Annotated in this window: 13 protein-coding genes and 2 pseudogenes; 5 read left to right on the top strand and 10 right to left on the bottom strand. The window is 69.1% G+C overall.

All coding sequences use genetic code 11. The features are described 5' to 3' along the window. Nucleotides 1-183: 183 nt before the first annotated feature. From ACFV2J_RS20935 to ACFV2J_RS20925, 3 genes are all read right to left on the bottom strand, one after another. A complete protein-coding gene (locus ACFV2J_RS20935) occupies nucleotides 184-510 on the bottom strand; it encodes a plasmid stabilization protein (protein ID WP_385088687.1) in 327 nt (108 codons plus the stop codon). A gap of 381 nt (nucleotides 511-891) precedes the next feature. After that, a complete protein-coding gene (locus ACFV2J_RS20930; protein ID WP_385088689.1) occupies nucleotides 892-1,242 on the bottom strand; it encodes an ANTAR domain-containing protein in 351 nt (116 codons plus the stop codon). Between the two features lie 205 nt (nucleotides 1,243-1,447). Next, on the bottom strand, nucleotides 1,448-1,891 hold the full coding sequence (locus tag ACFV2J_RS20925) for an ATP-binding protein (RefSeq protein ID WP_385088691.1): 444 nt from the start codon (nucleotides 1,889-1,891) through the stop codon (nucleotides 1,448-1,450). Between the two features lie 179 nt (nucleotides 1,892-2,070). Here ACFV2J_RS20925 and ACFV2J_RS20920 point away from each other — a divergent pair, with 179 nt between their 5' ends. Beyond that, a complete protein-coding gene (locus tag ACFV2J_RS20920; RefSeq protein ID WP_385088708.1) occupies nucleotides 2,071-2,430 on the top strand; it encodes an STAS domain-containing protein in 360 nt (119 codons plus the stop codon). Between the two features lie 871 nt (nucleotides 2,431-3,301). Here the strand turns inward: ACFV2J_RS20920 and ACFV2J_RS20915 are convergent. The 3 genes from ACFV2J_RS20915 to ACFV2J_RS20905 all read right to left on the bottom strand — a co-directional run bounded on the left by ACFV2J_RS20915 (nucleotide 3,302) and on the right by ACFV2J_RS20905 (nucleotide 5,824). After that, nucleotides 3,302-4,582 (bottom strand): MFS transporter, encoded by a 1,281-nt coding sequence (locus ACFV2J_RS20915; RefSeq protein ID WP_385088693.1) that lies wholly within the window; start codon nucleotides 4,580-4,582, stop codon nucleotides 3,302-3,304. Between the two features lie 130 nt (nucleotides 4,583-4,712). Further along, nucleotides 4,713-4,979, bottom strand: a complete 267-nt coding sequence (locus ACFV2J_RS20910) for a TetR family transcriptional regulator C-terminal domain-containing protein (protein ID WP_385439941.1) — start codon at nucleotides 4,977-4,979, stop codon at nucleotides 4,713-4,715. A 125-nt stretch (nucleotides 4,980-5,104) separates the two neighbouring features. Next, nucleotides 5,105-5,824: an SDR family oxidoreductase gene (locus ACFV2J_RS20905; protein WP_385088695.1), complete on the bottom strand. Its 720-nt coding sequence runs from the start codon at nucleotides 5,822-5,824 to the stop codon at nucleotides 5,105-5,107. A gap of 156 nt (nucleotides 5,825-5,980) precedes the next feature. Here ACFV2J_RS20905 and ACFV2J_RS20900 point away from each other — a divergent pair, with 156 nt between their 5' ends. Both ACFV2J_RS20900 and ACFV2J_RS20895 read left to right on the top strand, forming a co-directional pair. Then, nucleotides 5,981-6,562, top strand: a complete 582-nt coding sequence (locus ACFV2J_RS20900) for a TetR/AcrR family transcriptional regulator (RefSeq protein ID WP_385088697.1) — start codon at nucleotides 5,981-5,983, stop codon at nucleotides 6,560-6,562. A 615-nt stretch (nucleotides 6,563-7,177) separates the two neighbouring features. Next, the gene (locus tag ACFV2J_RS20895) at nucleotides 7,178-8,275 is read left to right on the top strand and encodes a methyltransferase domain-containing protein (protein ID WP_385088710.1); all 1,098 of its coding nucleotides are present in this window, start codon (nucleotides 7,178-7,180) and stop codon (nucleotides 8,273-8,275) included. Between the two features lie 66 nt (nucleotides 8,276-8,341). On the opposite strand, the gene ACFV2J_RS20890 is transcribed toward ACFV2J_RS20895, so the two are convergent. Beyond that, nucleotides 8,342-8,845, bottom strand: a complete 504-nt coding sequence (locus tag ACFV2J_RS20890; RefSeq protein WP_385088699.1) for a hypothetical protein — start codon at nucleotides 8,843-8,845, stop codon at nucleotides 8,342-8,344. A gap of 197 nt (nucleotides 8,846-9,042) precedes the next feature. On the opposite strand from ACFV2J_RS20890, the gene ACFV2J_RS20885 reads away from it, so the two are divergent. Further along, nucleotides 9,043-9,186 carry a hypothetical protein gene (locus tag ACFV2J_RS20885; RefSeq protein ID WP_385088701.1) on the top strand — a complete coding sequence of 48 codons (144 nt, stop codon included), beginning with the start codon at nucleotides 9,043-9,045 and terminating at the stop codon, nucleotides 9,184-9,186. A gap of 877 nt (nucleotides 9,187-10,063) precedes the next feature. Here the strand turns inward: ACFV2J_RS20885 and ACFV2J_RS20880 are convergent. Further along, nucleotides 10,064-10,186, bottom strand: a pseudogene (locus ACFV2J_RS20880) (AAA family ATPase); the annotation flags it as partial. Between the two features lie 91 nt (nucleotides 10,187-10,277). Between ACFV2J_RS20880 and ACFV2J_RS20875 the strand changes: the two are divergent. Next, a complete protein-coding gene (locus ACFV2J_RS20875; RefSeq protein WP_385088703.1) occupies nucleotides 10,278-10,673 on the top strand; it encodes a hypothetical protein in 396 nt (131 codons plus the stop codon). A 24-nt stretch (nucleotides 10,674-10,697) separates the two neighbouring features. On the opposite strand, the pseudogene ACFV2J_RS20870 reads toward ACFV2J_RS20875, so the two are convergent. Both ACFV2J_RS20870 and ACFV2J_RS20865 read right to left on the bottom strand, forming a co-directional pair. Then, a pseudogene (locus ACFV2J_RS20870) lies at nucleotides 10,698-10,790 on the bottom strand (transposase); the annotation flags it as partial. Nucleotides 10,791-10,859: 69 nt separating this feature from the next. After that, the gene (locus ACFV2J_RS20865; protein ID WP_385088705.1) at nucleotides 10,860-11,498 is read right to left on the bottom strand and encodes a VCBS repeat-containing protein; all 639 of its coding nucleotides are present in this window, start codon (nucleotides 11,496-11,498) and stop codon (nucleotides 10,860-10,862) included. Between the last annotated feature and the right edge of the window lie 54 nt (nucleotides 11,499-11,552).

Genomic DNA, 11,552 nt, shown 5'->3' with positions numbered 1-11,552 from the left:
ACACACACACGCTCACCAGCCCACCCACACACACGACCAGCCGCCCCCCCCCCCCCTCCCCCGCCCCCCCCCCGCTCCCCGCGCCGCCCCCCCCCCCCCCGGCGCTCTGGCTACCTGCTGATGGGCCACTCGCTTGCCACGGAGCCGGCCCCTGCCTCTCCCGCCGAACGGTGGCCTGCGTGCTCAGCGGCCGAGGGCCCGGGCCAGTTCCTGCTTGTTCATCGAGGACCGGCCGTCGATGCCGCGCTTCTTCGCCTCCGCGTACAGCTGGTCCCTCGTGGGCCCCTGCGCGCCCTGGTGGGAGCGCTCGCCGCCGCGCTGCGAGGCGGACTTCTTGTCCCGCAGGGACGTCCTGCTGGCCGTGGCGGACTCACCGGCGCGGGCGCGTTCCTTGTTCACGGTGCGCGCGGCGATCTCCTTCGCCCGGCCCTCGGAGGTTCCGCGCTTCTCGGCGCTCTCCTTGATGTGCTCGTACTGGCGCTCACGCTTCGGACTCGAACCTCGCGGCATGCTGCTCTCCTTTCCCACGCGCGTGGCCGGCTCGCTCGGCCACCCGACATCCAGGGGATCCTCGGGTACCCGCCGTCCCGTGCTCCTCACGGTGACAGGGCGACTCGATCTCATCTCACGGGTGCCGGCCGGGCGGTGCGAGCAGACGGCGACCGAACGGATGAGCACCTCGGCAGACCGAGCCCCCGCCCGCAGTCCGTCGAAGCCTGGCTTTCACGGCAGGCGCCAGGGGGAGTCGGAGCGAGGCCGCGCGGCGCGCTTCGGTGGGTGCATCCTGCGTGTCAGCATCCTGTCGGGTGCTCTGTGCACGGGGTGCTCAGCCGTGCGCGGTCGCTCAATCGCCACCGCGGGCCGCGCACGGCGCCCCTGCTGCGAGAGCGGCTACTCGCCGGCGGGTGCGGGCGGTGCGTGCTGGGTGAGCTGGTGGTCGAGGGCGGTGCGGATGTCGGAGCAGAGCTGTCCCGTGCGGGCCCAGTCGACGATCAGTTCCGACACATGCCGCAGCTTGATGCCAGTCGCCTCCGAGACGTCCTGGAGCACCACCCGCCCCTGCTCCGGGGTGAGATGTCCCATGGCGAGGATGATGCCGATGGCCTGGTCGACCACGGCATGGGAGCGCAGGTCTCCTTCGAGCTGCGCGTTTTCGTTCTGTAGTTCTTCGGCGTGGCGTCTCGCGTGTGACGCCGACGCGTCGCGTGCTGCGGGTTTCGCATCGTTGGCTTGGACCCTCACCGTGCCTCCACATCTGGTCCCTGAACGGTCACCTGTTCCGTTATTTCCGCTGCCCTGAAGGGGCGGGTAACACCCCTGGTGGGAGGTGTTCAGAGACCTAGATCACCACGTCAGCGCAGAGGTGTCGACCCGGAGGCAGGGCAGCCTGAACAGCGGGATGCGGCAAGCCGCGAAGTGAAGAGGAAGGGAAGGCGAACCGGTTCGGCTACACGGTGGCGGGGTGGAGGACGACATCCGCGGTGATGCGTTTGCCGGCGGAGGTCTGCTCCACGGTGAGGGTGCGGGCGAAGGCCGCGACGATCTCCAGGCCGTGCTGGCCGACGCGGGTGGGATCCGGGGCCTTGGCAGTCGGCGCCGCGGGGTTGCTGTCCTGGAGTTCGACCTGCAGCACAGGGCCGGTGACGCGCAGATGGAGAAGTGCCGGTCCGGGCGCGTACTTGCGGGCGTTGGTGACGAGTTCGCTGACGATCAGCTGGACGATCTGGACCGTGTCCGCGGCTACCGCGATACCGCCGTCCGCCACCGTGGCGAGGAAGGCGGCCGCGAGGTGGCGGGCCTGGGCGATACGCGAGCCGCCGGCCTCCAGCGCAAGGGAGACCTCCAGCGCCAGATCGGTGCCACCGCCGGACTCCACGGATGATTCGTCCATATACGACTGCTTTCGTCTCTCACCGGGGTCCCCCTCCGGTACCGCGTACCCCAGCCGCGCAGGTTACCCGTGGCGCCGCCACGCACAGGCGGCGCCCATAAGATGGATCTCTTCAGGCTCTCCCCCCTGCAGGGGAGTTGGTCTGTATGCAGAGGAGTGTTGAAGGGCACGTGGCAGACATGCAGGACACCACCGAACAGCCCACCCCGCTGTCCATCACCCAGACCACCACCGCCGCGGGCATCCGCGTCCTGGTCCTGAACGGCGAGATCGACAGCGACAACGTCGACCTGCTCCGCGGGGCGCTCCAGGCCGACGTCGGCGGTGCGCCGCGGTTCGTGCTCGAACTCAGCGCGGTCACCTTCGTGGACTCCAGCACGATAAGCGTCCTGGCCTCTGCTCACGGCACCGCGGTCTCGGCCGGCGGCTGGGTACGGCTGGCGGCCATGTCGCACCCCGTGCAGCGGGTCGTCGAACTCGTCGGCCTGAACACGGTCCTTGCCTGCTACCCCACCCTCGGCCAGGCTCTCGCCGACTGAGCGCGGCTGAGGGCCCGGAGTCAGGGGGGAGCCCGGGCCCTCATCTCCGCACAGCGGCAGTGGTGGGTACCTGCGTGCGTTATCCGATCAACGACCACCGTAGGCGCCAGACACGCCGCGGCCCCTCCTTCCCCGGGCGGCAGGCGGGGCGGAGTATTCCTGCTCCGGACGGGGCCAACAACCGCGCCGACAACCCCGCCCGTAACCGCCCGGGACCTCCAACACCTTGCGCCGCGTCGCTGCAGGGCACTGCCATGGTCGGGCTGGCCTGGCGAGCCCGACATCGGTTCGTCGCTTCGAATGCCACGGTGGGCGGCGCGCTGGGATCAGGCTTGGAGAGCGACGGAGCGATCTGGGCCGCGGCCTACTCCAAGCGCGAACAGGAACGCCGCCGCATGCTGCAGGACGACCAGGGCGACTAGCTGGTGACCTGAGCCGGAGATACTGCGCTGGCCAGTGGTCGCCCGGACCCGAGGAATGCGCTGATCGATCGGCGCACGTTTGATGCGGGGCCGGGGCCGACGGAGACTTGAACAGTAGGCCGCCGAGCGCCGGAGTGGCGTGCGCGGGGGAGCTCCCATCCTGTCTGCCATCGACCCAGGCTGAGCCGAGCCGTCGTGGCCCAGGGCGTCAAGGTCGTTCGTACAATGGCGCGACCTCGAGGCCCTTGGCCACGACCGCTCCATGGTGTGGGTCGATGACAGACGGGATGGGAGCTGGCGAAAGTGGTGGGTTGAGCAACACGAGAACCGTTCCGCCCCGCTTGGCAACTTGCCACCTCTCTCCATAAGGCAAATTGCCCAAACCCATTAGAGGTCAACTTTGCCGGGCCGTGGGCACCGGCTGGGGTGCTTCCGATAGCGCGGAATGCTCATATCTGGTCAGCGGTTTCGTGGACGCTGTCCGCAACACGCTGCGCGGGCGGGACTGAACGGGCCGCGACGCCGTCAGCCGTGTGGAGTTCGGGCTGCCGCCTGCGCGGCAGCCTGGCCAGACCCGTGAAGAGCGCCGCGGCGAAGAAGACGCTGAAGGCCACGGCGCCGGTGAGCAGGGCCGCCGGCAGTCCGTGGGCGGTGACGACCCAGCCGAGCACGGGTGCCCCTACACCTTGGGCGAGGTAGCCGGCGAGGTAGCCGCCGGACACCATGCTCGCGCGGTGGTGCGGCGCGGCGTAGGTGTTGAGAACGGTCAGCCCGCCGGCGAAGTCGAAGGCGTAGGCCGCGCCAGCGCACGCCGACGCGAGGAAGAAGACCGCCATCGAGTGGGTGGCGCTGGTGAGGACGAGGAGCCACACCGCGGCGATCGACCCGGCTGCGCCGGCCGTCACCAGGGCCCACGGCCCTTGGCGCCGGGCCAGTAGAGCGCTGATCGCGATGAATGCCGCGAACACCGACAGCAGCGCGCCGGTGACCAGGGCGTTGGTCGAACCCGCCAGCTGGTGGGCAATCTTCGCGCCGAGCGGTAGCACGATGGCGCCGAGGAGGAAGGACGACGCGAACGCGACCGCGCCGGCGGCGAAGACCCCGCGGTTACCGCGGGGGATGACGATCGCGCGCACGCGCCACCGGGTGCTTGTCTCGTTCGCGGTGTGGTGAGGCATACCGGCGACGAAGCAGACGACGACCGCGATCACGGCGGCGAGGACGAAGAAGTTCAGGTGCAGCGGGAAGGGGGCGTACTGGGTCAGGGCGCCGCCGACCAGCATCGCCAGGGCGATACCGGACGAGGAGATGGCCGTGCCGATCGATCCGGCGCGCCCTTCCTTGCCCGGGGCGCTGAACTCTGCCATGGCCACACTCGCCGGGCTCAGGGACAGGCCGACTCCGAGGCCCATGAACGCCCGCCCGGCCATGAGCCAGGGGACGCCGTCGGCGAATGCGAAGAGGAGCACCCCGACGAGCTCGGCCAGCAGGCCGAGCAGCATGGCGGACCGCCGCCCGATGTGGTCGGACAGGTCGCTGAAGATGATCAGGACGGGGATCAGCGCGATCGGGTACGCGGCGAAGATCCAGGTCACCGTGGTCGTCGAGACGTGCCAGTCGGCCTGGTAGAGCGGATAGGTCATGGTGGGGCACGCGCTGGTCCAGAGTGCGAGGGCGACGACGGCGCCCGCGGTCCAGAAGGCGGCACGGGCGTTGAGGAAGGGTTGCACGGAATCACCGTTCTTGAACTCGAGGTACAAAATCAGGGCAGGCGGGACCCCGGGCGCGGGCATGTAAGGGGACCGCTAGGGGGCAGCGTGCCGACGCCAAGGGTCAGAGGCCGAAAGTGGGGGCCGACGGTCAGAGGGAGTCGATCACCGCGTCGATGATGCGGGCCGGCCGATCCGCATCATCGGCGACGCGCACCGCGCGCCGCAGCCCCATTACCGTGTTCTGCAGCATGGCGGCCAGAGTGGTGGAGTCGCGTCCGGGCGAGATCTCTCCCGAGCGCTGCCCCTCCTCGATCACGGCACGGAAGGCGCTCTCGTTGCGCTCGAAGGCGCAGCGGACGAGATCGGTCGCCACCTCGTCGGTCCGCGCCACCACTGTCGCCGTGTGCACCGCCATGCAGCCGCGGCGGTCAGGGCAGCCAGATCCGTCCGCACGAGGGTCTCAAGAGCCCTGCGCAGGCGCGCCTTCGCCGGTCCGGGTTCCTCGAGCGGCGCCGATCCACCCTCTCGTGTCCGCCGTTCTCAGGCGGTGTTGCGGCCGATGCTCGCACCGCCGTCGACTCGCAGGGTCTGGCCTGTGATGAAACCCGCCTTCTCGGAGAGCAGGAAGGCGATGGCGGCGGCGAGCTCGTCAGGGCGCCCGAACCTTCCCATCGGAACAGTCGCCAGGTAGCGGGCGGCTCCGGCCGACCCCGGCGGGTTGGTCTCCCGGAACAACTCGGTTTCGGTGGGGCCCGGGGCGACGGCGTTGACGGTGATCCCGCGTGCAGCAAGCTCTCCGGCCCAGCCTCGCGTCAAGAACTCCATGGCGGCCTTGGCCGCACCATAGGACGTTCGCTCGGGCCACCCCAGGGTGACCAGGCTGGCGAGGTTCACCACGCGGCCCCAGGACCGTTCGAGCATGCCGGGCAACACGGCCTGGACGATCTGGACCGCGGTGCGCACGTTCATGTCGAGAACCGCGTCGAGGTCGGACAGAGCGACCTCCCCGATGGGCGCGGCTCGCACAATGCCCACATTGTTGACCACGGCGTCGACCGGTCCCGCGCTCATCACGTCGCCCAGGATCTGATCGGTGGCCGCACGGTCGGCAAGGTCGGCTTCGTAGAACTCGCCGGGAAAGGACTGCGGTGCGCTGCGGGCGATGCCCACGGGGGTATGGCCTTCTTCTGCCAACTGCTCGGCGAGGGCGCGGCCGATGCCTTTGGACGCGCCCGTGATGAGTACTCGCCTGCGGGTCATGGGTTGACTCCTTTGCTGCGCTGATCCGCGCATCGATTGGGTGTGGGGGCGGGGGGGCCTTGCCCTCGAAGAGTGGCTGCCATCTTTGACAGCCTCGTCATGTTTGACAGTGTTGCAAACTTTGACGGGTGCGTCAAAAATGGCTAGCATGAGGGCATGGCAGGGAGACGTCAGTTCGACGAAAAGCAGGCGCTGAAGCAGGTCCTGGACGTTTTCTGGCGCCAGGGCTACGGCGCGACCTCGATGGCGGACCTGGCGATCGCGACCGGCGTTCAGCGCGGTTCGCTCTACAACGCGTATCACGACAAGGAGGCGCTGTTCCTGCGCGTCTTCAAGGATTACAAAGACGCCTTCCTCGCCGACGCCGCAGCGCGGCTCGCGCACCCTGACCTGCGGAAGGCGCTGCTGGACTTCTTCGACTTCACCATCGAGTCCCTCACTGCGGGCACCCCCGCCCGCGGCTGTCTATCGACCAAGACGGCCACCGACACCCGGGCCGGGACGGAACCCATCCGGGCCGCGCTGCGCGACCTGCTGGACGGTCTGGAATGCGTCCTCGCCGAGCGGCTCTCCCAGGACGACGCCGCCGGTCTGCTGGCAGTCCCGCCGGTCGAGGCAGCGCGGGTCCTGGTCACCATGACGCGCGGCAACGTCGTCATCGAAAGCGTGTACCGGGATCCGTCCCGGCTGCGGGCCGCGGCCAAGACCCTGGTCGACATGATCATCCGCGCTGACTGACGACCCTCGCCGGCGCCCGGCCATCCGATGCCTCAGCACCCGAAGTGACGCCACTGCTGCGCGGCCACTTCAGCGAGCACGTGAGGCAGGCCGTGTTCTCCGCTGCGGCAGAGGCAACTCTCCTGGCCGGTTGGATGCCCCATGAACAACTTCAAGCACGTGTTCGATTTTCTCCGCCATCACGCTCGCGGCCCAGTAACGGGTCGACAAGCGAGCCTGGCCAGCTCTGCCGCAGCGTGTGGACGGGACGTGGTCTCAGTTTTGGTCTCATTCGTCGGCGGCCATCAGCCGTTCACGGGCGTCCGGGCCTACCGACTGGCACGCGATGGTGAACGACCGTGGACAAGGCCGAACGCTGTCCTGACGAGCAGGAACAGACCTCGAAAGCGAGTGCGTCACCCCATCCAGCCGAGAGTTCGCATCGAAGGGCGCAGTCGTGCCACATCCTGCGGTCAACCACGGTCAACGACGGTCCGCCGCAGTCGAGATGCACCGTAGACCTGGGCTGCCGCCAGAGTCCGTGTGATCTGGGCGCCAGGGCCACCCCATACCCCCGCCCTTGACTCTCACGTGGCGTCAGGCTGCATAGTCGCTGCCGTGGAGGATCACTGGACCGTGGGACGCGTGGCCGGGCTGGCCGGCGTGAGCGTTCGCACGCTGCATCACTATGACGAGATCGGACTCGTGCGTCCGTCCGCGCGGACCGTGGCCGGGTACCGGGCCTACTCAGCGGGCGACGTGGAGCGATTGCGGGAGGTGCTGGCCTATCGGCGGCTGGGCTTCGGCCTGCGGGAGGTTGCGGAACTGGTCGGCGACCCGTCCGCCGACGCGGACGCGCACCTGCGCCGACTGCGCGGCCTGCTGCTGGAGCGGCGTGATCGCGCTGAGGCCATGGTGGGGGCCATCGACAGGGAACTTGAGGCACGGGCGAAGGGACTGATGGTGACGCCGGAGGAGCAGCTGGAGATGCTCGGTGCACGGTTGTACGACGCGATCGGCGGCGCTTACACGGCGACCCGGCGTACCGAGCCGCGGATCGCCGCGCGGATCTGGGACGCGCTCGGGGACGCGCAGACGGTGCTGAACGTCGGGGCCGGCACCGGCTCCTACGAGCCGGCTGATCGCGACGTGACCGCGGTGGAGCCATCGGCGGTCATGCGGGGGCAGCGGCCTGCCGGCTCAGCGCCGTGTGTGGTCGCTGCCGCGGAGAGCCTGCCGTTCGAGGACCAGTCCTTCGACGCTGCGATGGCCGTCTCCACCGTTCACCACTGGGCGGACCCGATAGCGGGGCTGCTCGAGATGCGCCGTGTGGCCCGCCGCGTGGTGGTGCTCACGTTCGACACCGACGAGCCCGGATGGCAGGACCGGTTCTGGCTTACTCGCGACTACCTGCCCGAGTTCGCCGCCGTTCTCGCGGAATTTCCCTCACTTGCCGGGATGGCCGACGCGATCTGCGCCCGCGCTGAGCCGGTGCCCATCCCGTGGGACTGCACTGACGGCCTGTTCGAGGCGTACTGGCGCCGACCGGGGGCGTACCTGGAAGATCACGTCCGCCGTGCGATGTCAGTGTGGACGAGGGTCGGGCCGCAGGCCGAGCAGCGGGCGGTGCGAAGCCTCAGCGACGACCTCGACTCCGGCCGGTGGGCCGAACGCAACAGCGACCTCGCCGACCTCGACGCGGCAGATCTCGGCCTCCGCCTGCTCATAGCCTGAACCGCGTCGCAGCGTCAGTGTTATGGCGGCTCCTGGGCGACTGACGTCAGCGGTTGAGCCGGGCCATCAGCTCACGGTTAGCCGCGCGGGCGGCTTGGAGGTCTTCGTCTCGTTCGGCGAGTTCGCCGCGCAGGTCGAGGAGCTGCTGTTCCAGCTCGGTGGTGCGGCGCGTGAGTGTCTCGATGTCGGCCGGGCGCCGAGGCCGGAGGCTTCCCAAGCTGTCTGACCGAGGGCCTCGGACAGGTGCCGTTCGAGCCGGGCAACGTGCGCGGACAGTCGCCTGTTGCGGGCCGTGAGGTTCGCGACGTCGGCCAGCAGCGACTTGCGGCTGACCTGCGTCCCGGTCGCTGTGCCGGGCGGCGGCCCGGAAGCGCGGCCGAGGACGGCCGCGTGCAGGTCACCGTGCCGGTGGATCAGACTGCGGTGGACGCCGGCGGCGCGGGCAACGGAGGAAACGGTGATCTCCTGGCCCTCTGCGGCCAGCTCGTCGAGGACCTTGAGGACATGGGTCCGTCGCCGGTCGGAGTCCGCTGCCCGCGCTCGGGCCAGGTGCTCCGGTGATGAACTCACTCGTCACGCTCCAGCCGCAGGTTAGGCTCCGGCGGGCGGACACCGGGCATGCCCAGGGAGACAGCGCGGGTCGGGCGGCGCTGCCCGCACTGCGTCAATCCCCACCTGCTCGTCAGCGCGCATACCGCCCTCGACCCGGCCCACCCCCTGTTCACTTCACCACGCTGAAGCCGACGTTCCCCTCACTGGACCTGCGGATGTCCCAACCACGGGAGGAACGGATCCTTGACGAGGCCGTCGCATCCGCGGATCCTCTGCGGCTGACCAGCATCTTCTGCATCGACGTCTCAACCGCCTGGCGCTACCTCGCGGCCGCCCGCCCCGACCCGCCACCGCCCTAGGCAGCCGTACTCGGTCTGACGAGCTAGCCCCCGCCGGGGCCGGGCTGCCGGCGAGCGGCGGCGGCACGCCAGCGTCCCGTACGGACTTCGGACGTGCCCCGCAGCGCGGCCATCTCGCGTGACCCCCGCACGATCCGGCACGCCCCCGTGTCCTGGTCGACGAGGATGGGCCAGTTCCCCCTGATCCGGATCCGGCGTCCCTGCTCGTCGCTGGCCGTGGGATACCAGGTGAAAAACCGTAGATGTGGCTGCGTAGGTCTGAACCGAGACCGCTTGTCGATGGGTTCCGGCATCACTCTTCGTCCGGAGAGCGAAGGAAAGTCGGTGAGAAGTAAGAGCACCTGCCATGGCGCGGGCTCTCTGTGACCACGTGCGGAGGCAGTCCGGTCCGTGACAGGATGACGGCATGTTGATCCGAAAGGCCGATGCCACGTAGGCGTCCGAAGGGGTTGCGCGCGAAGCGTTGGCGGCCCAGAAGAGGGATTCCGGTCCGCCGGGTCCGCGGTGTGTCTGCGGCAACTCGCGTAGCGATCCGGAAATTGGAAGAGGACCGACTATGGCCAGGAGCGGTGGCTGCTGCCCTGGCCGAGTGCCAGTGGTATCTGAGACAGCCAGGGCGCGTGCTGCCGGATCCTGTGATGGCCTGCGAGTGCTGTGATCCTCTCGTGGCGCGAGACCGCCTGGCGGACGTGCTGCTGTGGCTTCCTCGTGGTGCTCGGGAAGACCTTGGCAGGCTCGTCTCCAGGCTCGATTCCGAATTCGACCGTCGAGCTGTTCCCCTCAGTTCTCACCTCATGCTGACAGGTTCGTGGGGTGCGTGCGGATGGTGGCGTCGGCGCCTTCTGGAGAACTGAGAGGCCGGGTGGTTCCTCGCCACTCAGCCGACCGCTTGCTGCTGCTCGGCACGGGCGTGGGTGGTGGCGAGGCGGTAGGAGTCAGTGCCGGTCTCGATGATGTTGCCGCCGAAGGTGAGGCGGTCGACGATGGGTGTAGCTCTCCTCCGGGGAAGCCCTTGAGCTGGGAGAACGCTGGTTGACGGTGTGGGCGGGGTAGGCATCCATCTGCTGTGGCGGGTGAAGTAGGGGGCATCGATGGTGTCGTTGATCGAGGAGTTGGAGACGCGGGAGGTGGCTACCCGTGTCCGGGTGAAGGAACTCGAGTCGGAGATAGCCGAGTTAACCTCACGGCTGGCGGGTGAGCGTGAGGTGTGGTCGCGGCTGCGGGTGACGAGAGAGACGATGGCCCAGGTGCTCACCGAGCCGTCCGGGCAGGACGTGGCCGAGACTGCGCCGTTGCGGGAGCCGGTGGCGGCGCAGGCGCCGGTGGAGCCCGAAGTGCGGGTGGTTGACTCGGGCATCAGTCACTTTGTGGTCAGCGGAGTTGACCTTCATGACGCGGACTACCTCATGCAGGATGAAGTGGTACTGAAAGCAGACTTCGCTTCGGAGTGGTACGTCCGTCCTGTCGGCCCGGGCTCCGCAGGGTGATCCGGCGAAGCACGCAGTCGCAGCTCAGGCGACGTTTGCCCGGGATATCACCTCGCGCAGGCGCTCGTCCTGGGCGTGCTTGTTCCGCCAGATGATGTAGCGGCGGATCATGCTGCCCTACTCTCTGAACCGCCCCGGGTTCGATGGAGAGATCGTCGGTCGGGTGCGGGGCCACACGCGTCGCCGTCAGCCTTTGCCTTTGTCCTCGCACGACGGGTAGAACGTCCGCAGGCTGGGGGCCGGCATGGAGTCCGGAGTGGGCGCATCGCCTTGCTGGGCCCCGCTCGTGTACGGCAGGTCGGAGGCGGTCTGCTTGCCTTCGAGGCCCTTCGGACCGCCGAGGCGGGCCCTCACGGAATGCTGCCCGTCCCCGTCGTACACGTAGGCGGCGAGATCCGGGTACCGGTCGTGGTTGTAGTCGGCGACGCCTGCGGCGCGCGGTTCGCTCAGGTCGACGTGATGGTCACTCTGTCCACGTCCGCGGGCCGAGAACGGGCCGAGGCGCAGTTCGGATACGGCTGGATCTATCGGGTCGTCGCCCCATGTCTTCCCGGTGGCGGCGATGAACAGGTCCAGCCAGCCGTCCCGGTCGAAGTCCGCCACCGCCGCCGACACGGTCACCGGGTGGTCACCCCGGTCGCCGACCAGTTGCTCGGGAGTCACCGAGGTGTCGGGTCCGTGAGTCGCGCCGAAGGTGATGCGGAGCCCGGAGTCGGAGTCGGTACCGGCGCGGGGGGCGGAGGCGGGCGAGACCTCGTCGGCCGTACCGTCACCGTTCAAGTCGGCCCGCAGACCGCCCGACGAGGTCACACAGGTGCGGATCACGGGCCCCGCCTTCGGCCTCGGGGGCGGATCGCCGCGGCCGTCGCCGCAACCTGT

The organism is Streptomyces sp. NPDC059668 (assembly GCF_042734135.1).
GTDB lineage: Bacteria > Actinomycetota > Actinomycetes > Streptomycetales > Streptomycetaceae > Streptomyces.
Note: the sequence above shows the minus strand (reverse complement) of the source record. Positions and strands in the feature narration are given on the sequence as shown.